Below are 24,562 nucleotides of genomic sequence, written 5' to 3'. Positions count from 1 at the left end.
TCGTCTTTCGTAGATGGTCCGGGCGTGCCGTCGTTGGCCATCCGGAGAGGTGGCAGGTCGGTGTCGGTCGATATCAGTCCCTCGCGGGACCGGCTGGGGAGCTTCCGGAACGTGCCGGTAAGGCTGCGAGACCTTGACGGGTCAGCTTGCATGCGGCAGACACGAGGGTGTCGAGCGGCACTGAGGAATCGGTCCACCACTCCGGCGTCCAGTTCAACGCCCCGATCACGAGCAGCTGTGCCGCACGCAGGTCGATATCGGCCCGCAACTCGCCGTTCTCGCGTGCTTGCTCGAACAACCGTTTCCAGACCCGTCCGTACCGACGCTGATCGACGCGCAACCGGTCACGCATGTCTTCCGGCATCTGCCCGATGTTGCGTACCGCTGCTGTGGTGTAGTCGGACAGCTCGTGCAGAGCCCTCAAATGAGCTTCGACCGCGACACAGATCTTGTCGAGCGCCGGGGTCTCGGGGGCGAGATCCTCGATGGCCGATGTGACCCGCTGTTCGGTGCCGACCTGACCGAGCCGCACAACGTCTTCGATCAGCTCTTCGCGCGACGCATAGTAGTAGTAGATCGCGGGGGCCCTGACTCCCGCCTCGGCGGCGATGTCGCCGAGGCGCGCCATGGCGATCCCACGCTCAGTCAGGATTCGGGCGGCGGCGGCTCGAATTCGCTCTTGTGTCTGAGCCGACTTGTCGCTCCGGTGTGTCTGAGCCGACTTGTCGCTCCGGGCGCGTGAGGACGACACGAGGGCCGGGTCAACCTCGGCTGTTGGCGTATTCGCCGACGGTCGCGGACTCGAGGACGAAGTCATCGGGGTCTACCTCCCGGGTCATCTTCCAGTAGTCGACGACGCGCCACGGAGAGTTGGTGACAATGCGACCCGCCGCGTTACGGTACCAGGTGTCCATTCCACGGTGGCTCCAGATCATCCGGGCGTGCTGCGCGTCGACCCTGTCGTTGTATGTGTCATGGACATCCTGGCGCACCTCGAACGAACCAAGATCGCGGTCGATCATCAGTGCACACATCTGCGCGATGTAACGCGCCTGACACTCGCCGGCGAACATGTAGCTGCCGCCATGACCCAGGTTGAGATTCGGGCCGTACATGACGAGAAGATTGGGGAAGCCGGGCGCTGTGAGACCGAGGTACGCTTTCGCGTCCTCGTCGCCCCATCGGTCGCGAATCGTCACGCCGTCGCGGCCATGAATGTCCATCGGCCACAGCATCTTCTTTGCTTCGAATCCCGTCGCGAACACGATGACGTCTAGCTCGACGTGCTCGCCATCGGTGGTCGTCAGACCTGTTTCGTCGATGGAGGCGACGCCGTCGGTGAAGAGCGTCACGCCGTCCTTGCGGAGCGCCGCATACCAGCCGTTGTCGATCAGCATTCGCTTGCCGAATGGCGGGTAGGTTGGCAACGACTTCTCAAGCAGGTCCTCGCGACCGGCCAGCTCGTCCTCGACGTAACGGGTCAGCGCACGACGGTGACCATCGTTGTGAGCATTGATCGAGCGTTCGGGGTGTTCCCACGAGGGATCAATCTCAAGTGACGGGTATAGCCGATCGTTGATGAGCCAGGAGAGGCGCAGACGAAACCACAAACGGTAGTTCGGGACATTGTCCATGAGCCAGTGCACCGGCTCCGGAACAGGACTGGAGTAGTTGAAGCTCGGTGCGATCCATTGAGGCGAGCGCTGGAACACAGCCAACGACGCCACGCGATCGGCCACAGCCGGGACGATCTGCATCGCGCTGGCGCCAGAGCCAACGACGCCGACTCGCAGGCCGGTCACATCGAAGCCCTCGGGCCATTCAGCCGAGTGGAACTGGCGACCGGCGAAGGTCTCTGCACCGGGGATCTTGGGGACGGCCGGGCGATTGAGCTGACCCACTGCCGTGATGACGATGTTCGCGACGTGCTCGGTGACGGCGCCGTCGACGGTACGGGTCGTGACAGTCCAACGCTGCGTGGCGCCATCCCACACCGCCGAGACGACGTCGGTGTCGAACTGGACCTGGTCGATGACGCCTTTCGAGCGGGCCACGTCCTGTACGTAGCCAAGTACCTCATCGCGCTTGCCGTAGTACGTCGACCAGCGGCGCGAATGGTATGAGAATGAGTAGACGTGACTCGGCGTATCAACGCCGCAACCCGGGTAGCGGTTTTCATACCAAGTGCCGCCGACCTCGGAGTTCTTCTCGAAGATCGTGGCTCGAATACCCGCAGCCTTCAACTCGACGGCTGCCGCGATGCCGGAGACGCCCGCGCCAACGATGATGACCGACAGGTCGGCGCCGTCCGGGATATGCGGGTGAGGGCGGTCGCCCTCGAGGTTGGCGCGCATGTCCTCGGCGAACATCGGGCCGAACTCGACCGGCACCTCCTCGCCCATGCAGGTGGTGATCATCTCGACGAGAAGCGAGTCGTCCGGCAGCGGGAAGGCGGCCGGCGTTCCGTCCTGCCAGGCAATCAGGACGTCGAGCGCCGCAGCGCGGATCTCGGACTGAATCTCCGACGAGAAACCGCCGGCGTCGTTGTCACTCATACCCTTGGTGCGCTGTGGGCGGTACGGGTCGCTGATCCAGGTGCGGTCGCCGGTCAGCTGAAACATGACCATCAGCAACGTGGGCAGGTTGGCCGACTCCAGCGCCTCGCGCAGGGTGGCCTCGTCAAACGGTCGAGTCTCAGTTTCCATCACGTGAACTCCTTAGAATTTAATCTATAGTAAATTAAAGAGTGAGAGCGCACCAGTGACACTTCTCATATCGTCGGATGTGCCCGTGGCCCTGCCACACGGGCGCATCCGCCTCATCAGGGGGTCAAGAACTGCTCGCGTAGGAGGAACTTGCGCACCTTGCCGCTCGCTGTCATCGGCAGTTCATCAACAACAACCACGTGGCGTGGCACCTTGAACGCTGCGAGCTGCTCGCGAGCGAACCGGCGCAGCTCCTCGACGTCAACTGTCTGTCCAGCGATCAAGGTCACGTGGGCAAGCCCCACCTCACCCATGCGCTCGTCGGGCACTCCTTGCACCGAAGCGAAGCCGACTGCAGGATGGCGCATGAGCGCCGACTCCACCTCGATAGGGTCGACATTCTCGCCGCCCACCTTGTAGATCTCCTTGATGCGCCCAGCGAAGCGCAGGTAACCGTCGGCGTCGATCGAGACGGCATCGCCGGTACGAAACCAGCCGTCGACGATCGACTCGGCAGTGGCCTCGGGCATCTTGTAGTACCCCTGCATCACCGGTGGGCCCTTGACCATCAGGTGGCCGACCACGCCCGGCGCGACCTCGACGTCGTGTTCATCGACGACCTTGACCGTCGAACGGGGCAGAGCCTGCCCCACGGTCTCGGCGCGCAGCTCGAGCGGGTCGTCAACGTCGCCCAACGACGTCATGGACGTCGTCTCGGTCATGCCGTAGACACTGATGGCCGGCCCCATGTGCTCAGACACTGTGCGAACGAGATCGGCCGAGCCCGGCGCCAGGCACAGACGCAGCTTGGACAAGTCACGGTTGGCGAACGATGGATGACGTATCTGGTCGAGGTAGTGCGGCGCGACGCCATACGCCAAGGTGACTTCTTCACGTTCCATCAGGTCAAGGGACTCACCAGACTCGAAGACTTCCATGAGGACCATCGCAGAGCCGCTGACCATGAAGGTCACCGTCGCAGCCAGCGCGAAGATGTGGAACAACGGCAGATACATGACGGCTCCGTCGCGCTCGCTCAGTCGTAGACGATCGGCTGCGTCGGACATGTTGCCGATGACACCGTGTGAGTGCATGACACCCTTGGGAAACCCTGTGGTGCCTGAGGTGTAGAGCATCAGGGCGATGTCATCGGCACTCACGGACTCGGCGCGATCGATCGAGGCCTGCGTGCTCACCTCGTCAGCACGGGCGAGGAGAACCTCGATATCAGTCGTTGCCGCACCAGTCGATCCAACTGTGACGACGGCTCGCACTGACACATCCGGCGAAGCCGCGACCTCAACGGCTTCAGCAGCCAGGTCACGACCCCTCAAGGTCGAGGAGCAGACCAACATGACCGAGTCGGACTGGCCCACCACGTAGGCAGTCTCAGCGACGGTGAACCCGGTGTTGACCGGCACGACGACAGCGCCGGCCCGGACGAGGCCCAGCTCGACCAGCACCCAGGACATCGTGTTGCCCATCCACAGCGAGACTCGGTCACCGGGATTGACCCCCCACGCCATGAAGGCGCGCGCATAGCGGTCGACCTCGGTGGCGAGATCGGACCAGGTGAGGCGTCGGTCGTCGTGTACGTAAGCCGTGCGTTCTGGCCACAGCCGGGCGGCCCGCTCGAGCAGGGCTCCGATCGTGCCGCCGTCGAGATCGGCCTCGTCGTGGCGGGTCATCGGACCGAAGGCCCGAGGCGGCCCCAGCGGTCGTGATAGCTGACCTCGTCGAGCGGGCGCCGTTTTGCCTCGCCCCACCGTCCGGTCGGGTAACCGACAGGGATCAGCGCGTAGGTGGTGACGCGCTCGGGGATGTCCAGGATTTCCTTCACAGTGTCCTCCTCGAGAAGGTGGGCGGTGGTCAAGGTCGTACCGAGGCCCAGCGCACGTGCTGCGAGCAGCAGGTTCTGCACCGACGGGTAAACAGAGGCATCTTGGCGGCGACGAGACGTGCCGGCGCCGGCGCCGGCGCAGGCGCAGGCGATGACGATAACTGGTGCCAGGTGCAGGTTGTCCGCTAGATGGTCAGCCGAGCTCAGCACGTTGGGCGCGACAGTGCCGGGCTTTTCTTCGTACGGCTTTCGCCCCTTCTCCCAGCAACGCAGGTAGACCTTCTGCAGCGCCCTCTTGGTCTCAGCGTCGCGGATCACGAGCCAGCGGATCGGCTGCTGGTTCCCGCCAGTCGGTCCCCTCAACGCGGCCTCGAGGATGGTGCGGACGTCCTCGTCGCTGACGTCGCGGTCGGGATCGAGCCGACGCATGGATCGCGTTGTCCACATGGCTTCGAAGACGTCCATGGATACTCCCCGTGGTTCAGATGTTCGCGAGATAGGCAGTGGTCGCGCTCATGACCGACGGGTCGAGGGTCGCTTGAGCGAGGGTGACGGCATCGTCGTCGACGTGTCCACCTGACTCGAGTGCCGCGATGCGACGCAACGCCGCGGTGACGCCGAACTCTGGGCGGTGCGCGATGAGCCGAGCGAGCTCAAGGGAGCTCGCCATCAGGTCGTCGGCCGGGACGACCCGGCACGCGTAGCCCCGTCGTAACGCCTCGTTCGCGTGCAGCGCGCGGCACGTGAGCAATAGGTCGCGGACGACTGAGGGGCCCAGCTGTGCCACCAACCGCGGCACGCCGCCCCAGGCCAACGGGAACCCCATGACCAGCTCCGGCACCATGATCTTGGACTCCTCAGCCATGACCCGCAGGTCACACGCGGTGACGAGCGCCACGGCACCCCCGATCGCAGCCCCGTTGATCGCCGCGATCGTGACGAGTCGCGGATCAGCCAGGGCGTCGGCCAGCCGGGTGCCGTCGCGGGACTCAGCCTCGGTCGCAGTCGGGTCGACTTTCCCCGTGCCGAAGGCTTCCCGGAACTCCTCGACATCGGCTCCGGCAGAGAACATGCGGCCCTCGCCGGCCAGCACGAGAACCCGCACCGACTCGTCGTCGATGACACGCTCGACTAGCTCGGTGAGCTCGGAGACGACGGCCCGGCTCAAGGCGTTGAGCTTGTCCGGACGCGTGAGCGTCGCGACGGCAACCGGCCCGTCGACGTCGAACCGGATCGTCGTCACCATGTCAGGAGAGGCGTTCGATCATCATGGCGATACCCATGCCGCCGCCGACACACATCGTCTCGATACCGATCTGCTTGTCGAGCGTCTGCAGGTCGTTGATGAGTGTCGTCATGATGCGGGCACCGGTCATGCCAAAGGGGTGCCCGAGCGCAATGCCACCGCCGTGGGGGTTGAGCTGGTCCTCGATCGAGATGCCCAGCTCGGCGCAGATGGGGAGCACCTGGGCGGCAAAGGCCTCGTTCAGCTCGACGACGTCGACGTCCTTGATGTCCATCTTGTGGCGCTCGAGGAGCTGGCCGATCGCCTTGATGGGGCCGACGCCCATGAGCTCGGGCTCGAGGCCGGTCACGGCGGAGCCGATGATCCGTGCCAGAGGCGTGATGCCGAGCTCCTTGGCCCGGACGTCGGACATGACGACGACGGCGGCAGCACCATCGTTGAGAGGACAGGAGTTGCCGGCCGTCACGACGCCGTCCTCGCGGAACGAAGCCTTGAGCTGGCCGAGGCCCTCGAGCGTCGTCTGCGGACGTGGGCTGTCGTCGCGGTCGACGACTGTGCCGTCGGGCAGCGTGACGGGGGTGATCTCGCGGGCGAAGAACCCGGCGTCGATCGCGGCGGCCGCTCGCTGCTGTGACAGCAGGGCGAACTCGTCCAACGCGCGTCGTGAGAGCCCCCACTTCGCGGCCACGTTCTCGGCTGTCTGCCCCATCGGGATGTACATGTCATTGATGTAGTCAGGACGGCTCCGGTCGAGGAATCGCGGGTTCATGGCCTCCTCGTCGTAGAAGTTGGGGAGGCGACTGACACTCTCGACCCCGGCGGCGACAAAGACGTGGCCTTCGCCCGTCGCGATGGCTTGATGCGCCATCCGGATGGACTGCAGGGAGGACCCGCACCCACGATTGACCGTGGTCCCGGGGACCGAGTCGGGCAGCCCGCCGAGGGCTGCGACATTGCGCCCGGCGTTCATGCCCTGCTCGCCAGCGTGGAGGGCAGCGCCCAACATCACGTCAACGACCTCAGCGCGGTCGAGCTGCGGCACCTTGGTCATTGCGGCGTCGACGACGCCGCCGGCCAGGTCGTCGGCCCGCACCGTGCTGAGCGAGCCCTTGAAGGCCCGACCGATCGGGGTGCGTGCGGCAGCGACGATGACGGCTTCAGGCATGAAAACTCCTCGGGGTAGCGATGTGACTGGGCTTACATTATAATAATGATGAGAAATAGGCAATCACGCTCCTCGGCCCCTTGAACGAAAGGCCCACCACCATGCACGACCCCGCGTCGCACGCGCTGAAGACGCCCGATCGGCCCGCGATCATCATGGGCGGCTCCGGACAGCAGCAGACCTTCGCCGAGCTCGACGAGCGGTCCGCGCGCCTGGCTCAGCTCTTCTGGGCCGAGGGCCTGCGTCCGGGCGACCACGTGGCGATCCTGATGGAGAACAACATCCGCTACATCGAGGTCTTCTGGGCCGCGTTCCGTTCGGGCCTGTACCTCACGACGATCAACCGCTACCTCACGCCCTCAGAGGCCGGATACATCATCGACAACTGCGACGCCAAGGTCCTGGTCATGTCGGCGTACGCGTCGGACGTCGCTTCCGCCGTCATCCCCATGACCCCCAAGGTGCGGCGCCGCCTCATGGTCGACGGCACGGTGCCGGGCTACGACGCCTACGAGGAGGCCCTGATGGGGCATCCCGCCACGAAGCGCGACGAAGAACCCCTGGGCCGAACGATGCTCTACAGCTCGGGCACGACCGGTCAGCCCAAGGGCGTCTGGCGACCGTTGACCGGCCGCACCGTGCAGGAGGGCAAGCCTCAGCTCATCCCCGTCTACCAGACGATGTACGACATGGGCCCCGACACGGTGTACCTGTCGCCCGCGCCGATCTACCACTCCGCGCCGCTGCTGTTCAGCACCGACTCGATGGCCCTCGGCGCGACCGTCGTGATGATGGAGAAGTTCGATGCCGAACAGGCCCTGGCCTTGATCGAGAAGTACAAGGTCACCCACGCCCAGTTCGTCGCCACCATGTTCAGCCGCATGCTCAAGCTGCCCCAAGAGGTGCGTGAGAAGTACGACGTGTCGAGCCTCCGGTGCGTCATCACCGGCGCCGCCCCGTGCTCAGTGCAGGTCAAGGAGGCGATGATCGACTGGTTCGGCCCGATCATCAACGAGTACTACGCCGGCACCGAAGACACCGGTGCCACGCTGATCGACTCGGAGGAAGCCCTCAAGCACCCCGGTTCGGTCGGTCGGGCCGCGTTCGGCGACACGATCCACATCTGTGACGCCGCCGGCAACGAGCTCCCGGTCGGCGAGGTCGGTCGGATCTACTTCGAGACCTCCGAGGTCGTCGCCGGGTTCCAGTACTACGGCGAACCGGAGAAGACCGCCGGATCCCATCACCCGGACCACCCGAACTGGACCGCTCTGGGCGACTTGGGCCGCCTCGACGAGGAGGGGTACCTCTACCTCGCCGATCGGGAGTCGTTCATGATCATCGCCGGCGGTGTCAACATCTACCCGCAGGAGATCGAGAACGCCCTCCTTCTTCATCCCGCCGTCCAGGACGTCGCCGTGTTCGGCGTTCCAAACGAGGATCTGGGCGAGGAGGTCAAGGCGGTGGTGCAGCTGATCGACGCGTCCGCGCAGAGCGAGGAGAAGGCCGAGGAGCTCTTGGCGCACTGCCGCGAGCACCTCGCCCGTTTCAAGGTCCCCCGCTCGATCGAGTTCCTCGAGGACTTCCCCCGCTCCCCCACCGGCAAGCTGTTCAAGGCGCCACTTCGTGACAAGTACTGGGAAGGCCACGCGTCCCGCCTTCTCTGAAACCCCCGCCAGCACCACACACAAGGAGACACCCAGCATGAGCCTGATCGAGTTCGAAGGCCGTTCGGTCATCGTCACAGGAGCCGGAGGCGGACTCGGTCGCGAGTACGCTCTCGTCCTCGCCCGGCACGGCGCCCGCGTCCTGGTCAACGACCTGGGGGGCGGCGTCAGCGGCGATGGCGGCAGCACGAGCATGGCCGACGCCGTCGTCGCGGAGATCAAGGCCGCCGGGGGGCAGGCCGCCGCGTGCTACGACAGCGTCGCCACCCCTGAGGGCGGCCGCGCCATCGTGAGTGCTGCCATGGACGCCTTCAACCAGGTCGACGCCGTCATCCACAACGCCGGGATCCTGCGCGACCGGTCGTTGGCCAGCATGACGCCCGACGAGGTCGACGGCGTGCTCGACGTCCACCTGCGAGGCGGCTTCAACGTCACCATCCCCGCATTCGCCCGCATGAAGGAGGCAGCATATGGGCGCATCGTCCTGACGTCGTCGTCCTCGGGCCTGCTCGGCAACTTCGGCCAGGCGAACTACGGCGCCGCCAAGACCGGCCTCGTCGGTCTGGCCCACGTGGCCGCGATCGAGGGGGCACGCCACGGCATCCTGGCCAACGTCATCGCGCCGGGCGCGCGCACGCGCATGACCGAAGGGCTGCTCGGCCCCGAGATGGACCAGCTGCTCGACCCCGCCCAGGTCGCTGCGATGGCCGTCTACCTGGCCTCGCCGCAGTGCACGCAGACGCACGAGATCTTCTCGGCCGGCGGCGGACGCTTCGCCCGGTACGTCCTGGGCCTCAACGACGGCTGGTACGCGCCGCAGCACCCCGCGAGTCCCGACGACGTGCTCCAGCACATCGACGAGATCCGCGATCTCGACACCCTCCAGGTGTACGAGAGCGGCGCGGACGAGATGGCCGTGCTCCGCCGCATGGCCGTCGCGGCCGGGATGCTGCCCGCACCCTCGTGACCCGGCGGTGTCCGCACCGCCCTCCAGCGCACGAAGGAGGGCCGGCCACCCGCTGGGTGGTCGGCCCTCTTCGCCGGCCCGTCAGTCCTCCGACGGGGCAGGCTGCAGCATCGCCTCGACCATGCTGGGGGCGTCGTACTGCACCATGCACATCCGCAATCCATGGGCCTCGCGCGCGCCCCAGACCGCCTCGCGCATGCCGCCGATGCGCAGATTCTGGACCAGGCGGTACCCCTTGGCCTTCATCTCCACGATCGCCGACTCGATGTCGTCGACCTTGAAGTGGATGTTGCGCACCCGCTCCCGCGTGGTCGGCGGGTGCGCCTGCAGCAGCTCGAGGTAGCCGGTCTTGTCCATCGCCATGCTCATGCGCGTCGTCGCGGCGTGCGGCGGCTCGTCGGCGGGCAGCTCCTCGATGTCGACGGTGCCGTCGAACTCGATCCGGATGAACTCCGTGTCGAGCAGCTCGCTGAACTCAGCGATCGCGGCGTCGAGGTCGGAAACCTCGAGCCCGACGAGCTCCATGCGTTCCAGCTTCATGTTCGTCCTCTTCTTCTCAATGGGTGACGTAATCAGGAGGTCCGGTCGTCCCTGAGGTCAGGGCGGACCCCCTGCGTGCGATCGCGACGGGCCTCCGTGACCTGCGAGCCCGACGTCCAGCCGCCGTCGACCGCAATCTCGGCCCCCGTGATGAAGCTGGCTGCGTCCGAGACGAGGAAGGCGACGAGCTCGGCGACCTCCTCTGAACGACCCGCACGACCCAGCGGAGTCAGCTCGGTCTTGGCCCGGCGCATGGCCGGCGGGGCGAAGTCGGTCATGGCGGTCTCCACGTAGCCCGGATGGATGCTGTTGACCCGGAGGTTCCAGGGGCCGAACTCCTGCGCGGCCGTCTTGGTCAGGCCGCGCAGCGCCCATTTGCTGGCCGTGTACGAGGGATCGGGGTTCTGGTCCAGTCCCGCGGCCGACGACACGTTGACGATGCTGCCGCGGCCGGCGTCCCGCATGAGCGGCGCGAGCACCTGCATGCCGAGGAACGGGCCGCGAAGGTTGACGTCGATCACGCGACGCCAGGCTTCTCGCTCGATGGCAAGCACGCTCGAGGTGCCGAAGACGCCCGCATTGTTGACCAGCGCGTGGACGCCGCCGAAGTGCTCTAGCGCGAGGTCGCGCCACGCGTGCCAGGCCTCGATCTGGCGGACGTCGCCCGGGACGAACCGGACCGCTTCGCCCACCTCCGCGCTCAGCGCAGCGCCGGCCGTCTCGTCGACGTCGGTGAACAGCACCTGTGCTCCGCGGTGGGCGAGCAGGCGGACGTGCGCGGCCCCCATGCCGTTCGCTCCCCCGGTCACCACGACGACGGTGCCGGCCAGGTCGGTCTGGTCAGGCATCGGATTCCTCCATCAGCTGGGCCACGCGCAGGGCCTGCGCGCGATGGGCACCGGCAGCGACGAAACCGCCATCGATGGCGATCTCGGCCCCCGTCGTGAACGAGGACAGCTCCTCGATCGACAGGTGGACCACGGTGTGGGCGACCTCCTCGGGTGCCGCGGCTCGCGGGTCGGCGGCCACGCGCGCGAATCGGTCGACGACCTCGCGGCTGACGTTGGCCAGCATCGGCGTCAAGATCACGCCGGGGTGCACCGAGTTGACCCGGATGCCGAAGGGCGCGAGCTCCAGCGCGGCGGTCTTGGTGACGCCGCGCAACCCCCACTTGCTCGACGTGTAGCCGGCCGCGTCGTAGCCCGTCAGCCCGGCGATCGACGAGACGTTGACGATCGAGCCCCCGCCGCCGCGAGCCATCAACGGGGCGCATGCCTGCATGCCGGCGACCGGTCCCCAGAGATTGACGTCGACGACGCGGTCGAAGGCGTCCTGCGGCTGCTCGGCGACGCCCCGACGGTCGGAGACCCCGGCGTTGTTGACCAGCACGTCGAGGCGCCCGAGCTCGGCCTCGACGCGGGCGACGACGGTCGCCCAGGCTGCGGGGTCGGTCACGTCGATCTCGACGAACACCGCCCTGTGGCCGGCAGCCACGAGCTCGGCCGCGAGCGCTTCGCCCGGCGCGACCAGGACGTCGGCGATCACCACCGCTGCCCCCTCCGCCACGAACAGGCGGGCCTCGGCCTCGCCCTGCCCGCCGGATGCGCCGGTGATCAGCGCGACCTTTCCGTCCAGTCGTCTCACGTGGTTCCTCCTGCGTCGGGTCGGTTGTTCGGTCAACGGGCGGCGAACAGGCGCGCCTCGGCCTCGGCCTGACCACCGGACGCGCCGGTGACCAGGACGACGCGGTCCTCGAACCGCGGGGCCCGCGGCTTCACGAGACCATGTACGTGCCGCCGTCGACCGACAGCACCTGCCCGGTCACGTACGACGCCGCATCGGAGAGCAGGTACGAGAACGTCGGAGCGACTTCCTCGGGCTCGGCGAATCGGCCAAGGGCGATGCGTGACAGGTAGGTCTGCGCAAACTTCTCATCGGTCATGATGGTCTTGGTCATTTGCGTGGACGCCGAAGGGGCGACCGCGTTGACCCGAATGCCGTAACGCCCCAGCTCCTTCGCGCCGGACTTGGTCATCGCGATGATGGCGCCTTTGGCGCTGGCGTAGTTGATCTGGCCGATGGTGCCGCCAAGGCCCGCCGATGACGTCACGTTGATGATCGAGCCGTGAGCGCCGCTGGCGACCATGCGCCGCGCCGCCTCGCGCAGCCCCAGGAACGTGCCGCGCGCGTGCACCGCCATGACAGAGTCGAAGGCCTCGGCCTCCATCTTCAGCAGCATCGAGGGTCGTGAGTTGCCGGCGTTGTTGATCCAGGCCGATATCGGTCCCAGCTCGGCCTCGGCCCGGTCCGCGACGCGGACGACATCGTCCTCGCTCGAGACGTCGGCGCCCACGCCGATGGCGCGGTGTCCCTCGGCGACCAGCTCGGTCGCCAGCGCCTTCGCGGCGGTCTCGTCGATGTCTGCGGCGCACACGGCCCAGCCCTCGCTCGCGAGATGACGCGCGAGGGTCTTGCCGATGCCGTCCCCGCCGCCGGTGACGACGACGACCTTGGACTCAGTCATGTGATTCTCTTCCTGTGTGTTGAGGTCGACCGGCTCACACCGGTCGACCGAAGTAGATGGCGGTCAGCTCGGGATCGTTCATCACGGTCTCCGGCGTTCCCTCGGTCAGCAGGCAGCCGCGATCGAGGAACATCACCCAGGACGCGACCTCCCGGACGACCTGCATGCTGTGCTCGACGATGCAGATCGAGGTGCTCCCGTCACTGACGATCTGGCGCAGCAGCTCCGACAGCTGGGAGCGAGCGGCCTGGTCGAGGCCTGACATCGGCTCGTCGAGCAGGTAGCAGCTCGCTCCGGTGGCGAGCAATCGTCCCATCATGAGCATCTTCTGCTCGGCATACGACAGGTCGCGAGCCAGGGCGTGACGCTTGTCGTACAGGCCGAGGCCCCGCAGCATGTCCTCGGCGCGGTCGGCGTCGGCCTGATCACGTCCGCGCCACGCACCTGGCGTGAACTGGGAGGCAATCGTCTCGTGCCGGATGTCGGTGACGGCGACATGGATGTTCTCCTGGACCGTCATGCCCTCGAACAGGCGGACCTCCTGGAACGAACGGACGACACCGAGCTGAGCCCGCCGCTCGACGCTGAGGCGTGAGATGTCCTGGTCGCCGTAGAAGGTCTTGCCGGTGTCGGCCCGCAGCGCTCCACTGAGCAGGTTGAACACCGTCGTCTTGCCGGCGCCGTTCGGACCGACCAGCGCCGTGATCGTGCCCGGTCGCACCGAGAGCGTGACGTCGTCGACGGCCTTGACACCTCCGAAGGAGATGCCGATCCCTTCTGAGCGGAGCGTCTTCACCTCGGGCACCGCGCCTGCTTCGACGACGCGCTCGAACAGGCCGTGGTCGACGTCCGGAACGCCCTCGCCGGCTCCCCCACGGCGGGACCCGCCGCGCTTGACCGAACGACGCTGCGCGTTGCGCTCGGCGACCTTGACCGGGTCGCGCCCGAGAACACCGCGGGGCCGATAGATCAGGATCAGCAGCACGACGAGGGTGTAGATGATGCCGTTGACCGGACCGGCGACCGAGTCAGGGATGTTGGCGAAGCTGAGCAGCTCCGGCAGCGCCAGCACGACCAGGGCGCCGACGAACGGGCCCCAGTAGGCCGCGAGACCGCCGATGATCGTGATCGACAAGATCTCGACCGTCCGGTCGAGCGTGAACTCGGCGGGGCTGATGTAGAGCGTGTGCATCGCGTAGAGCCCACCGGCCACCCCGGCGATCGCCGAGCTGAAGGCGAACACCGTCACCTTGGTCCAGAGGGCTCGCTTCCCGAGCGAACGGGCAGCGGGCACATCTTCGCGCAACGCCTTCAGCAACCGGCCGTACGGCGAGTGGACCACGCGCCAGCAGACGGCGGTGATGATGGCCAGGAAGACCCAGCTGAGCATCATGACCTGCGTGCTGGACTCCAGCTGTTGCCCGAACAGCGTCGGACGTGGGATGCCAGCGATACCCGCCGAGCGTCCGGTGAGCTCGAGGTTGTTGAACAGCTCGACCAGCGCCACTTGCACAGCGATGGTCACGATGAACAAGAACTCGTCGGACAACCGTCCGGCCGCGTACCCCACCGACAGGCTCATCACCCCTGCGATCACCGCCCCGATGAGGACGGCGGGCAGGAACTCCAGCTGGTAGTCCTTGATGAGGATGGCCGTGCCGTAGGCGCCGACGCCGAAGAACCCGCCGTGCGATACCGACAGCAACCCGCCGTAGCCGAGAAGAAGGTTGAACGAGATGCCGAGGATGACGAAGATCGGCAGCAGCCCCAAGAGGCTGATCAGGTAGTAGCTCATGACTGTTCTCTCTGCGCGAAGGTCAGGAGACCGGCGTCGGCATGGCCGAGCCGGAGCTCTCGTCCGAGGCGGCGCCTCGAGGGGCGGCGGGCGGGTCCGACGGCTTCTTGGCACTGCGCGGCTTGCGCTTGCTGCCGACGAGCCCGGTCGGGCGGAACAACACGAAGAAGAAGGCGACGATGTAGACAACGAACTCGCCCCACTCGGTGGGCAGCCAGAACAGCGGCACCGTCTCGGTGATCCCCACCAGCAGACCTCCGATCATCGCCCCGCTCATGCGACCCATGCCACCGATCGTCAGGGCGATGACCGCCTTGAGCAGCAGGTCGAAGCCCATGCTGGGGTGGATTGGTGCCTTCAGCGACAGCAGCACGGCGGCCGGCACCACGAGGACCGAACCGAGGATCATCGACCTCAGGTACACGCGATCGAGGTTGATGGCGAGGGCCTGGGCACGTTCGGGGTTGTCGCCCACGGCCCGGAACTCCAGGCCGGCATAGGTTCGCGTGAGGAACCAGTGCATGACGCCGAACAGGGCAAGGCTCATCACCAGGACGCTGAGATCGTAGACGTCCACGCGGATGCCGCCGACGGTCGTGCTCCAGCCGAACCATTCGGGCACGGCGGCGGAGACGACGCTCGCACCCCAGACCAGCTCGATGACATAGGCCGCCAGGGCCACGACGAGCAACGAGGCGACCATGACGACGATCGGATCGGCGTCGCGGCGGGCAAGCGGCACGTAGATGAGGTACTGCATGGCGCACGCGATGAGCGCCGCCGCGGCGATGGCCCCGAGGAAGGCCAGGACAACCGGCCACTCGTAGGTCGTGCCCAAGGTGTAGAAGACGTAGGCCGACAGGACGAAGGTGGCGCCCTGCGCCACGTGGAACACCTTGTTGACCGAGAGGATGAGGCTCAGACCGTAGGCGAACAGGCCGTAGAGCAGGCCCATGACCAGGCCGGTCTTGATGAGGGTGAAGAGCAGGTCCACGAGGGTCCCTTCCGTGATGGCCGGAGGTGGGGGTCCGTCTGTCCTCCGCGTCGCGAAGGACAGACGGACCGGGGGTCAGCCGTTGTCGACCGAGTCGATCGTCTCGTCGGACATCGGATCGACCCTGTAGTCATTGACCTGACGGATGATCGTCGGTCCGACGTACGTCAGCTTGTTGGTCATATCCATCGGCCCGACGATCGGGACGGTGATGTCCTTCTTCTTCCTCAGCACGGCGAGGATGTTCTCGCCGGTCACCGGAGCACCCTGAGAGCGGAGCTCCTTGATGGCCTCGGCGTAGACGAACGGCACCGAGTAGAAGTAGGCGTCGTACGACGCGTTCGTCAGGACGCGCTTGGGGTCCTCAGCCTTGATGCGATCGAGCAGCTTGGTGACACCGTCCAGGTCCTTCGGGATGTGCGACATGTAGATGAAACCGTTCATGGCGTCGCCTCCCGCCTTGCGGATGACTGGCGACTCTCCCTCACCGGCGTACCCGCCAATCGGGGTCTTGAGGCCGGCTTCGCGGTAGGCCTTCATGGTCGCGGCACCCTCGACGAGGAGCGTCTGGACGTAGATGAAGTCGGCGCCCGAGTCCTTGACCTTCGCGATCTGCGTCGTGGCGTCGGTGGCGTCCTGGCGGATCGACTCCTGTGCGACGACCTTGCCGCCGAGAGTTTCGACGGAGTCCTTGAATGCCTTCGACGTGCCCTGACCGGTCTCGTTGTCGACGTAGATCACGGCGAACTTCTTGTACTTCTTGGTCTTGACCAGGTACTGTGAGAAGTTGCTGAGCTGAACGTCGTTCATGGGCACGACGTTGACCAGGTTGGGGCTGGACCCGATCAGCGCCGGGCTCTGAGCACCGGCGTTGAAGAGGGCGAAGCCCAAGTCCTCGGCCACCGGGGAGGCCGCTGCGACGACCGGGCCCCACGCCGTCAGGACCGCGGGGGCCTTCTCGACGGCACCGAGCTTGTTCATCGCGCTGATGCCGCCCTCGGCGGTGGCCTGCGTGTCGGCGGTCGTGAGCTCGATCTTGATGCCGTCCTTTGCGAACTTCTTGTTCGCGTCCTTCACGCCATCTTCCGTGGCCATGACGAACTCCTCGCCGTACGACGCCGCAGGCCCGGTCAGCGGGATGCCGACGCCGAGCTTGTAGGTCTCGTTGCCCGTCGTGGCATTCCCGCTCGCGTCCTTGACGTCCGAGGTGCCGGAGCTGGATCCTCCGGAGTCGGTCGTGCAGGCCGTCGCCAGCGTGAGCGCCGCCACTGCCGCAGCGATCTGTGCAGATCGAATCAAACGCATATTTCTTCCTTGTCTCGTGTGATGCTGACTGACGGACACGCCGCCTTGGTGCTCAGAACAAACCCCAGATGTCGGGATCGTCCAAGAGCGTCGCAGCGGGACCTTCCCGTACGATCTCCCCGAGTCTCAATACGTAGGCGCGGTCGGACACCCGCAGCGCCTCGTGGATGTTCTGCTCGACGATCAGGACGCCGATGCCCAGCTCCTGGTGCACCGATCGGATCTGGTCGAGCATGGTCTGGACGAGCACCGGCGCCAGGCCGGTGGACGGCTCGTCCAACAGCAGGAAGCGGGGGCTGGCCATCAGCGCGGTGCCGATCGCGACCATCTGCTGCTGCCCACCTGACAGGGTGCCTGCGTCCTCGTGGAGGCGGTGGGCCAGCGCGGGGAACAGGTCGAGCACGAAATCGAGGGTCACGCGCGTCCGGTCGGTGACGTTGCGTGCGACACCGGCACCCAGCTGCAGGTTCTCACCGATGCTGAGCGTCGGGAACACGCCTCGACCCTGCGGGACGAGCGCGACACCCGACTGGGCGATCGCTGCCGACCCCATCCCGAGCTGGCTCTGTCCACCGAAGAGCACGTCGCCCTTCTCGATCTCGAGCACCCCGGCGACGGCGCGCAGCAGAGTCGACTTCCCGGCACCGTTGTGGCCGAGGAGGCTGATGACCTCCGAGGCGCCGGCTCGCAGTGACACGTCGCGCAACACCGTGTGCGCACCATAGCCCGCTGTCACCGAGACGATGTCCAGCGAAGGGGCCTCGACCGCGTCGGTGAGAGCGTCCGCTTGCCTGGTTCCCGACTGCGTCATCTGGCGCTCCTCCTCCATTTCACGGCCGGGCGCTGTTACCCAGGTCACGTCTCGACTCATTATTATCATATTTATGATCATTAATCGAGCGGTTCGCCGGAGTGTTTTCACCGACGCCCGGCGGGGCGAGGAGGAACGGCCGGTTCCGCCGTCAGGCGGGCCGCTCGACCAAGGCGGTCTTGTTCACACCGGCCTCGGGCAGCACACCGGGCGGCACGAGGTCGAGGCGCGGCCGGAAGGCCAGCACCTGGGTGATTCGGCGCTCGACCTCAGCAGCCACGTTCGCGACCTCGATGGGCGTCAGATGCGCGGCATGCTCCATCCGTACGCGCAACCGATGCTCGGTGGAGTGTCCCTCGAAGTCGGCGACGACCCGCATGTTTCCGGTGAGCCGGGGCTGGAACGCCACCGCGATCTCGCGGACAGCCGAGGGCCAGACATTGACACCCCGCACGATCAGCATGTCGTCGGTGCGCCCCACGCAGCGAACCTTGGGTCCGACTCGCCCGCACGAGCACTCCGTCTCGAGCACCTCGAGGTGGTCACGCGTACGGAAACGGATCAACGGCGAAGCCTGGCGGTCCAGTGCCGTCATCACGAGCTCGCCACTGGCACCGGACTCGAACGGCACGTCGGCACCCGTCTCGGGGTCGATCAGCTCGATGTGAACGAGCCCTTGCGCGACGAAGTGCATGCCGTCGCGCTCGAGGCATTCGCCGAAGACGATCGGAACGACGTCGGAGTTGCCCAGCGTCTCGCAGCTCGTGGCGCCCCAGACCGTCTCGATCTGCGACCGGATCTCTGGCACGCCTCCTCCGGGCTCGCCGCCCACCACGATGCGCTGGACTCCCAGTTCCGACGCGGGACGACCCAGCACCTCCTCGGCGATCCGACCGGCGTGCAGGGCGAAGTTGGGACCCGTGCAGAACACCGCGGGGGACAGTGATGCTGCGACCGTGAGGAGTCGTTCGGCGCCGGCCTCGCCACCGATCGGGATCACGACACAGCCGAGCTGCTGGAGCACCCTGACCGCCGGAACCCCACCGGCGAAGCCCTTGCTCATGCCCCACCCGTGCAGCACGAGGTCGCCCGGACGCACGCCGGCCGCGTAGAAGGCGCGGGCACCGGCCGTGCCCCAGACGCGCAGGTCGTGCTCGGTCAGGCCGAAGTACGACGGCGTGCCGCTGGTTCCCGACGTGGCCTGCACCAAGGCAAGATCGGCCACCGGTACCGCCACATGGCTCCCCAACGGGGGGAAGCCGGCCAGGCTGCGCCGCAGCTCCTCCTTCTCGGTGAAGGGCACCCGTCGCAGGTCCTCGACCGTGCCGATCGAGGCGAGGTCGACCCCGGCGTCAGCCAGCTTCTCGCGGTAGAAGCGCGAGCCGGACCCCACATGGTGCAGCTGCCGGCGTAGGAGCAGCTCCTCGTGCTCACGCAGCCGCGCGGGGGCCCAGGTCTCGATCTCGTCCAGCACGTCGACCATGCTCAGTGCACCGGATCGACCGGCGTGAAGCGAAGAACCGGCAGGTCGGCGTCGTCGGCGCGCTCGAAGACCGCGCGGACGCGCAGCCCCGGCTCCAGGACGTCCGACGAGCAGTCGACGATGTTGGTCTGCACCGTGACGCCCTCGTCGAGGGTGACGTACGCCAGCACGAAAGGCGTGTGCGACCCCCAGGGCTCGGCGGCACGGCGCACGACCGTGTAGCTGTAGACCGTGCCTTCGCCCGTGGCGGGCCTCCACACGACGCCGGTGGACCCGCACCGCGGACAGAAGCCGCGCGGATACCAGAACGGACGTCCGCACGCCTCGCAGTACGGAACGGTGAGCTCACCACGTCCGGCCGCATCCCACCAGGGCTCGGCGTCGGGCTCGATGACAGGCCGAGGCGTGGGCAGGCCACCCGGGAAGTGATGAGTCACGCGAAGCGCTCCAGAACGATCGTCGAGCTGTAATGGTTGGTGGACAGGCGAAATCCGGTGCCGGAGGCGACGGCGAACTCGAGGTCGGGGACCTGCAGTGCCGGGTGAGCCTCGCCTCGAAGCTGCCGGACGGCCTCGATGACCTTGGTCATGCCGCCGCGATTGCCCGGGTGGTTGCTGGACAGCCCGCCGCCGTCGGTGTTGACGGCCAGCCGCCCCGTGCCGCTCACCAGCCCACCGTCCTGGACGAAGGAGCCGGCCGTCCCGCGCGAGCAGAAGCCGAGATCCTCCAGCGCGACGAGCACTGTGATCGTGAACGAGTCGTACAAGGAGGCGTACCTGACTTGCTCGGCGGTGATGCCGGCCTCGGCGAAGGCGAGCTCGCCCGAGCGCCTGTTGGCGCTGTAGGTCAGGTCGACGTCGCCGGCCAGCGAGGCCTTGTGACTCTCTCCTTGACCGCGCAGGGTCGCCCCGGAGCGACCGAGCTCGCGGGCCACGTCGGGATGGACGACGACGAGAGCACCGCCTCCGTCCGTGACGACGCAGCAATCGAGCTTGTGGAGGGGATCGGCGATCAACGATGACCCGAGGACGTCGTCGACCGTCACCTCGTCGCGCAAGAAAGCGTGCGGATTGAGCGCAGCGTGCCGCGACGAGGCCACCTTGACCCAGGCCAGCTGTTCGGACGTCGTGCCGAACTCGTGCATGTGCCGCCGGGCCAGCACCGCATAGTCGGCGACCGGGCCGTATCCACCGGAGTAGCCGTTCACCTGGTACGCCGCCGCCGGCGGCGGGGTGTCAGGAGGCGACACCCGCTGCCTCTGCGCCGGCAGGCCGGCCAGCGAGATGACAGCCACGCGGCACTTGCCAGCCGCAATCGCGGCGGCCGCGTGGCCGACGTAGGCGACATAGCTCGCGCCGCCCATCTCGGAGGACTCCGTATAGGTGCACTGCATGCCCAGGTGCTGCACCAGGTCGATGACGCCGAAGCCCGGGGCGCTGGAATCGGTGAAGAACCCGTCGACGTCGGTGATCGACAGTCCCGCGTCGGCCAGCGCACCTGCGACGACGTCCCGGTGCACACCGGCGAGCGTGTGCCCGGGGAGCCGGCGTCCCGGGTGCTCATAGGCACCGACGATCACCGCTGATCCGTTCAAGCTCATCCGCGCTCTTCCCCCCGCACTAGGTCGTTCAGCGGCATCATCGCGTCCAGCTTCCGAGCGAGGTCGTCACGTCCGGTCGGGGGCACCGTGATGATGAGCCGTTCGACGCCGAGGCTCGCGTAGCGCTCGACCAGGCTCGCGTCACTACGCGGATCGAAGGCGTGCAGGCGGATCGTGGCCGGATCGCGACCGGCGTCCTCGAAGGCCCTCTGCAGGGCGGGCAGGCCCTCGATGATCGTGCGCGTCCCGATGGGTGCCCAGCCGTGGGCGTACTCGGCGATGTGCTCGAACAGCTTCGGTCCGGCCAGGCCGCCGATGACGACCGGCGGTCCACCGGCCTGGACCGGCTTGGGCCATTGGTAGGTGGGCGCGAAGTCGACGTAGTCGCCGTGGAACGAGGCGACCTCTTGGGTCCACAGCTCGCGCATCGCAAGCATCTTCTCGCGGGTCACCGTGCGGCGCTTCTTGTACGGCACGCCGTGGTCCTCGATCTCGTCCTGGTTCCAGCCGTAGCCGACGCCGAAGATCAGCTTGCCGCCGGACAGCTGGTCGACACTGGCGACCTGCTTGGCCAGGTAGATCGGGTCGTGTTGCGGCACGACGGTGATGCCAGTGCCGATCGTCAGGCCGGGCTCGGCCGTGGTGGCGGCGGCGAGGCCGACGAACATGTCGATCGTCCGGTAGTACTCCGGCGGCAGGTCGCCACCCAGCGGATACGGCGTGCTCCGGGTGACCGGGATGTGACTGTGCTCGGGCAGGAACATCGCCTCGAAACCGCGTTCCGCGATCATGCGCGCCAGCGGTGCCGGCGCCACGGTCTGATCGGTCGAGAACATCATGAGACCGACGTGCATGAGAAGACTCCCTGATGATGAGTAAAAGTAGTATCATAAATAGCATACTTGACGAAACCCTGTCCACGACTCGAGGACCGCCATGACCGACATCAGCGCCATCGCCACACTCATCGCCACCGATCAGATTCGAGCGCTGCTCGTCGAGTACGCGCAGTGCGCCGACACAGGGCGTACCGATCGCATCCTCGAGCTGTTCGCGCCCGACGCCGTCTTGGAGGCGACGAACAATCCCGCGTGCCACGGTCGCGACGAGATCCGTTCCTTCTTCGAGCGCGTGGGAAGCAGCGCCCGCGCTCTCATGGACAAGCCATACATGCGGCACCACCTGTCGAGCATCCACATCGAGCTGGACGGCCCCGCCGACGCCCGCGCCACCAGCTACTTCTTCGCGATCACCGATACCGGCCCAGACAACTGGGGCCGCTACCGGGACATCCTCCGGCACGACGGCGAGTCGTGGACGATCCACCACCGTCGGCTCCAGCTCGAGGGATACAGCCCCGGCGGCTGGATGGATCGCCACGAGGCCGCACGGGACGGGGACACCGGCGCTTGACCGACCTCGACCGCCAGCTGGGTCCTGGCCGGGCGCCCGCCCTCGTGATATCGGAGTGCCAGAACGGCCTGATCGACCTCGAGCACGAGACCGCGATGCACGCACCAGAACGCCTTCCGCCACGTCCTACCGGCCTTGGCGACGAGCACCACTTCTCAGGAGGTCATCGAGGCGATCGATCGTCGCTGACCGTTGGTCGATTGCCCGCTGGCAGCGCCGCCACTCAGGAGCGACGTGTCAGCAGCTGTCCGAGCCAGGCGCGAGTCGCGTCGCGGTGCTCGTCGCTCAGCCGCACCAGCGCCTCACGGTCGCGGGCGCCGATCGCCGCGGTCATCCGCACGTGGTCATCGACGACCCTTCGATGCGCCGAGTCGGTGCGCACGTACATCGAGCGGTAGAAGTCCGACAGCACCCACAGCTGGTTCACCTGACGCCGAACCATGCGCTGGGGCGACGCGTCGAAGATCGCGAAGTGGAAGGCCTCGTTGACCGACCGGTACTCCGCGAACTGCGTCACCGGGTCGAGCGCCGACAGCCGCTCGTTGAGGGCATTCAGGACGTCGACGTCGATCAGCTCGAGGTCGACGGTCGCGAGCAGGGCGTCCTCGAGCAGCTCGCGCATCAGATAGATCTCCGACAGGTCCTCGAGGGTCGGACGCACGACTGTGTAGCCGGTGTTGGGACGAGCCTCGACCAGGCCCTCTGCCCGCAGCGACGCGAGAGCTTCACGGACGGGGACACGACTGACGCCGAGCCGGGCAGCAAGCTCGGCCTGGTTGAGCTTCTCCCCCGGAAGCAGCTCTCCGGTCAGGACGAGCTGACGCATCCTGGCCAGGCACGTGGCCACGGTGTCCGCCTCACGGGTCATCGCGCCAACCTACTCACAGCGTCGAGTCGTCGCCGAGGAGCACCGTGACCTGACTGGACAGCATGCCGCCGTTGCCATGCGCGAGCGCCACGTGGACGTCGGACACCTGCCGATCGCCGGCCTCGCCCCGCAGCTGACGAGTCGACTCGATCAGCGTGAAGATGCCGTACATCCCGGGATGGCAGTAGGACAGCCCGCCACCGTTGGTGTTGACCGGAAGACGTCCTCCGGGGGCGATCGCTCCGCCGGTCACGAAGTCGCCGGCCTCGCCCTTGGCGCAGAAGCCGAGATCCTCGAGGAACAGCAACGTGTTGATGGTGAAGGCGTCGTACAGCTCGACAACATCGACGTCGGTCGGTCTCAAGCCAGCGAGGTCGAACGCGCGCGCGCCGGTCTCCGAGGCTGCCGTCATGGTCAGGTCGTCCATTTGGGAGATGCTGGTGTGCCAGTGCGCCTCGGCCCCGCCGAGGTAGAAGACCGGGGGGCGAGGGAGGTCGCGGGCCCGATCGGCCGACGTGACGACCACGGCGCCCCCGCCGTCGGTGACCAAGCAGCAGTCGCGCACCGTGAGCGGCGAGCTGACCATCCGCGAGCCGAGCACGTCGTCGATCGTGAGGTCGCTCTGCTCGAACGCCGCCGGGTTGAGCTGCGCCCATCGACGCGCCGCCACGGCAACCTCGGCCAGGTGCTCGCGTGTCGTGCCGAACTGGTGCATGTGCCGGGCGGCCGCGAGCGCGTAGGCCGATACCGGCAGACGGGCGCCGAACGGAGTCTCGTACGAGGGGATGTGGTTCTGTGCCGACGGCACCAGGCCGCCGGCGGCCGAGCGTTGATTGCTGCCGTAGGCAATAAGCGCCACCTCGCACAGGCCGGCGTCAATGGCGGCCGCGGCGTGGCGCAGGTGGGCCAGGAAGGAGCTGCCGCCGATCGCGGTGCTATCGGTGTAGCGAGGCCGGACGCCGAGCCGCTCGGCCAGCGTGACGGTCGGCATGGCGTAGAAGGCGGAGTGCGAGAAGACCGCGTCGACGTCGGCGATCGTCAGCCCTGCGTCGTCGAGGGCACGACCGGATGCCTGCTCGGCCAGGTCCAGGGCGGTCACACCCGGTCCGACCTCGCCCAGGTCGGACTCGGCCACCCCGACGATGGCGACCCGTCCGCGCAGCGCGCGCTCGTCGGTCATCGGTCTCCCCCGTTCCTGACGAACAAGGGCAGCGCCCGGCCGTCGACCTGCGCGATCTCCACGGTGACGCGCTCGTCGATCGCGACCTCGGAGTCGTCGATGCGGGACATCATGCGATAGCCCTCGTCCAGGTTGACGAGCACCACCGCATGGGCAGCGCGGTCGCGCGGCGTCAGGACAGTCGTCGAGTACACCGTCGCTCGGCCCGCGGACGCGCGCCAGGTCAAGGCATCAGCACCACACTGCGAGCAGCGTCCGCGGGGCGGGAAGATCGCGGCGGAGCAGCGAGCGCACGCCTGGAACGCCAGTACCCCGCGCTCGAGGCACGCCTCGTAGACGGCGTGCGGGGCGGTCAGGCCGTCTGGCGCGGTGGCAGGAGAGCCCGGAAGGTCGTCGCTCATCGGCAGGTCCTGACGTGGATTGACAAGTGTATTCATTTTAGCATACGTTCGGGTTTCT

The 24,562-nt window shown here is 67.1% G+C and carries 24 protein-coding genes; 3 read left to right on the top strand and 21 right to left on the bottom strand.

The genetic code is table 11. From position 1 onward, the window contains the following. Window positions 1–73: 73 nt before the first annotated feature. The 6 genes from BOSE46_RS08335 to BOSE46_RS08310 all read right to left on the bottom strand — a co-directional run bounded on the left by BOSE46_RS08335 (window position 74) and on the right by BOSE46_RS08310 (window position 6,956). Entirely contained in the window at window positions 74–817 is a 744-nt protein-coding gene (locus BOSE46_RS08335) for a TetR/AcrR family transcriptional regulator (protein ID WP_159539800.1), read from the bottom strand. Further along, the gene (locus tag BOSE46_RS08330) at window positions 762–2,705 is read right to left on the bottom strand and encodes an NAD(P)/FAD-dependent oxidoreductase (RefSeq protein WP_159539799.1); all 1,944 of its coding nucleotides are present in this window, start codon (window positions 2,703–2,705) and stop codon (window positions 762–764) included. Before BOSE46_RS08330 ends, BOSE46_RS08335 begins: the two co-directional genes overlap by 56 nt. Window positions 2,706–2,821: 116 nt before the next feature. Next, window positions 2,822–4,393, bottom strand: coding sequence for a class I adenylate-forming enzyme family protein (locus BOSE46_RS08325; RefSeq protein WP_159539798.1), 1,572 nt, complete (start codon window positions 4,391–4,393; stop codon window positions 2,822–2,824). Beyond that, window positions 4,390–5,010: a nitroreductase family protein gene (locus tag BOSE46_RS08320; RefSeq protein ID WP_159539797.1), complete on the bottom strand. Its 621-nt coding sequence runs from the start codon at window positions 5,008–5,010 to the stop codon at window positions 4,390–4,392. The genes BOSE46_RS08325 and BOSE46_RS08320 overlap by 4 nt, the downstream gene beginning before the upstream one ends. A gap of 16 nt (window positions 5,011–5,026) precedes the next feature. Continuing rightward, a complete protein-coding gene (locus BOSE46_RS08315) occupies window positions 5,027–5,791 on the bottom strand; it encodes an enoyl-CoA hydratase/isomerase family protein (RefSeq protein WP_159539796.1) in 765 nt (254 codons plus the stop codon). Window position 5,792: 1 nt separating this feature from the next. Beyond that, complete coding sequence (locus tag BOSE46_RS08310) at window positions 5,793–6,956, bottom strand: acetyl-CoA C-acyltransferase (RefSeq protein WP_159539795.1); 1,164 nt, start codon at window positions 6,954–6,956, stop codon at window positions 5,793–5,795. Between the two features lie 101 nt (window positions 6,957–7,057). Here BOSE46_RS08310 and BOSE46_RS08305 point away from each other — a divergent pair, with 101 nt between their 5' ends. Both BOSE46_RS08305 and BOSE46_RS08300 read left to right on the top strand, forming a co-directional pair. After that, complete coding sequence (locus BOSE46_RS08305; RefSeq protein WP_159539794.1) at window positions 7,058–8,623, top strand: acyl-CoA synthetase; 1,566 nt, start codon at window positions 7,058–7,060, stop codon at window positions 8,621–8,623. A 37-nt stretch (window positions 8,624–8,660) separates the two neighbouring features. Beyond that, the gene (locus BOSE46_RS08300; protein ID WP_159539793.1) at window positions 8,661–9,590 is read left to right on the top strand and encodes an SDR family NAD(P)-dependent oxidoreductase; all 930 of its coding nucleotides are present in this window, start codon (window positions 8,661–8,663) and stop codon (window positions 9,588–9,590) included. An 81-nt stretch (window positions 9,591–9,671) separates the two neighbouring features. Here the strand turns inward: BOSE46_RS08300 and BOSE46_RS08295 are convergent, their stop codons facing one another. The 12 genes from BOSE46_RS08295 to BOSE46_RS08240 form a co-directional block, all read right to left on the bottom strand. Next, window positions 9,672–10,130, bottom strand: a complete 459-nt coding sequence (locus BOSE46_RS08295) for a VOC family protein (protein WP_159539792.1) — start codon at window positions 10,128–10,130, stop codon at window positions 9,672–9,674. Window positions 10,131–10,162: 32 nt separating this feature from the next. Next, on the bottom strand, window positions 10,163–10,978 hold the full coding sequence (locus BOSE46_RS08290; protein ID WP_159539791.1) for an SDR family NAD(P)-dependent oxidoreductase: 816 nt from the start codon (window positions 10,976–10,978) through the stop codon (window positions 10,163–10,165). Next, window positions 10,971–11,774 (bottom strand): SDR family NAD(P)-dependent oxidoreductase, encoded by an 804-nt coding sequence (locus BOSE46_RS08285; RefSeq protein ID WP_159539790.1) that lies wholly within the window; start codon window positions 11,772–11,774, stop codon window positions 10,971–10,973. The genes BOSE46_RS08290 and BOSE46_RS08285 overlap by 8 nt, the downstream gene beginning before the upstream one ends. A gap of 130 nt (window positions 11,775–11,904) precedes the next feature. Beyond that, complete coding sequence (locus tag BOSE46_RS08280) at window positions 11,905–12,654, bottom strand: SDR family NAD(P)-dependent oxidoreductase (protein WP_159539789.1); 750 nt, start codon at window positions 12,652–12,654, stop codon at window positions 11,905–11,907. Window positions 12,655–12,688: 34 nt separating this feature from the next. Then, window positions 12,689–14,449, bottom strand: a complete 1,761-nt coding sequence (locus BOSE46_RS08275) for an ABC transporter permease subunit (RefSeq protein WP_159539788.1) — start codon at window positions 14,447–14,449, stop codon at window positions 12,689–12,691. Window positions 14,450–14,471: 22 nt separating this feature from the next. Beyond that, complete coding sequence (locus BOSE46_RS08270; protein WP_159539787.1) at window positions 14,472–15,443, bottom strand: branched-chain amino acid ABC transporter permease; 972 nt, start codon at window positions 15,441–15,443, stop codon at window positions 14,472–14,474. Window positions 15,444–15,518: 75 nt separating this feature from the next. Further along, on the bottom strand, window positions 15,519–16,748 hold the full coding sequence (locus BOSE46_RS08265; RefSeq protein ID WP_159539786.1) for an ABC transporter substrate-binding protein: 1,230 nt from the start codon (window positions 16,746–16,748) through the stop codon (window positions 15,519–15,521). Window positions 16,749–16,800: 52 nt separating this feature from the next. Next, window positions 16,801–17,559: an ABC transporter ATP-binding protein gene (locus BOSE46_RS08260; protein ID WP_159539785.1), complete on the bottom strand. Its 759-nt coding sequence runs from the start codon at window positions 17,557–17,559 to the stop codon at window positions 16,801–16,803. Between the two features lie 151 nt (window positions 17,560–17,710). Further along, on the bottom strand, window positions 17,711–19,042 hold the full coding sequence (locus BOSE46_RS08255; protein WP_159539784.1) for a phenylacetate--CoA ligase family protein: 1,332 nt from the start codon (window positions 19,040–19,042) through the stop codon (window positions 17,711–17,713). Between the two features lie 2 nt (window positions 19,043–19,044). After that, entirely contained in the window at window positions 19,045–19,479 is a 435-nt protein-coding gene (locus BOSE46_RS08250; protein WP_201299577.1) for a Zn-ribbon domain-containing OB-fold protein, read from the bottom strand. After that, window positions 19,476–20,642, bottom strand: coding sequence for a thiolase domain-containing protein (locus tag BOSE46_RS08245; RefSeq protein ID WP_159539783.1), 1,167 nt, complete (start codon window positions 20,640–20,642; stop codon window positions 19,476–19,478). Before BOSE46_RS08245 ends, BOSE46_RS08250 begins: the two co-directional genes overlap by 4 nt. Then, entirely contained in the window at window positions 20,639–21,496 is an 858-nt protein-coding gene (locus BOSE46_RS08240; RefSeq protein ID WP_159539782.1) for an LLM class F420-dependent oxidoreductase, read from the bottom strand. The genes BOSE46_RS08245 and BOSE46_RS08240 overlap by 4 nt, the downstream gene beginning before the upstream one ends. 82 nt (window positions 21,497–21,578) lie before the next feature. On the opposite strand from BOSE46_RS08240, the gene BOSE46_RS08235 reads away from it, so the two are divergent. After that, entirely contained in the window at window positions 21,579–22,055 is a 477-nt protein-coding gene (locus BOSE46_RS08235) for a nuclear transport factor 2 family protein (RefSeq protein ID WP_159539781.1), read from the top strand. 223 nt (window positions 22,056–22,278) lie between these two features. On the opposite strand, the gene BOSE46_RS08230 is transcribed toward BOSE46_RS08235, so the two are convergent. The 3 genes from BOSE46_RS08230 to BOSE46_RS08220 are packed head-to-tail and all read right to left on the bottom strand — an operon-like array spanning window position 22,279 to window position 24,504. Further along, on the bottom strand, window positions 22,279–22,923 hold the full coding sequence (locus tag BOSE46_RS08230; protein ID WP_159539780.1) for a GntR family transcriptional regulator: 645 nt from the start codon (window positions 22,921–22,923) through the stop codon (window positions 22,279–22,281). A 13-nt stretch (window positions 22,924–22,936) separates the two neighbouring features. After that, window positions 22,937–24,103 (bottom strand): acetyl-CoA acetyltransferase, encoded by a 1,167-nt coding sequence (locus BOSE46_RS08225; protein ID WP_159539779.1) that lies wholly within the window; start codon window positions 24,101–24,103, stop codon window positions 22,937–22,939. Further along, window positions 24,100–24,504 (bottom strand): Zn-ribbon domain-containing OB-fold protein, encoded by a 405-nt coding sequence (locus BOSE46_RS08220; RefSeq protein ID WP_159539778.1) that lies wholly within the window; start codon window positions 24,502–24,504, stop codon window positions 24,100–24,102. The genes BOSE46_RS08225 and BOSE46_RS08220 overlap by 4 nt, the downstream gene beginning before the upstream one ends. Window positions 24,505–24,562 lie beyond the last annotated feature (58 nt).

The organism is Aeromicrobium sp. 9AM (assembly GCF_902506105.1).
Classification (GTDB): Bacteria; Actinomycetota; Actinomycetes; order Propionibacteriales; family Nocardioidaceae; genus Aeromicrobium.
The sequence above is the reverse complement of the archived record's forward strand: the minus strand, read 5'-3'. Positions and strand labels throughout refer to the sequence as shown.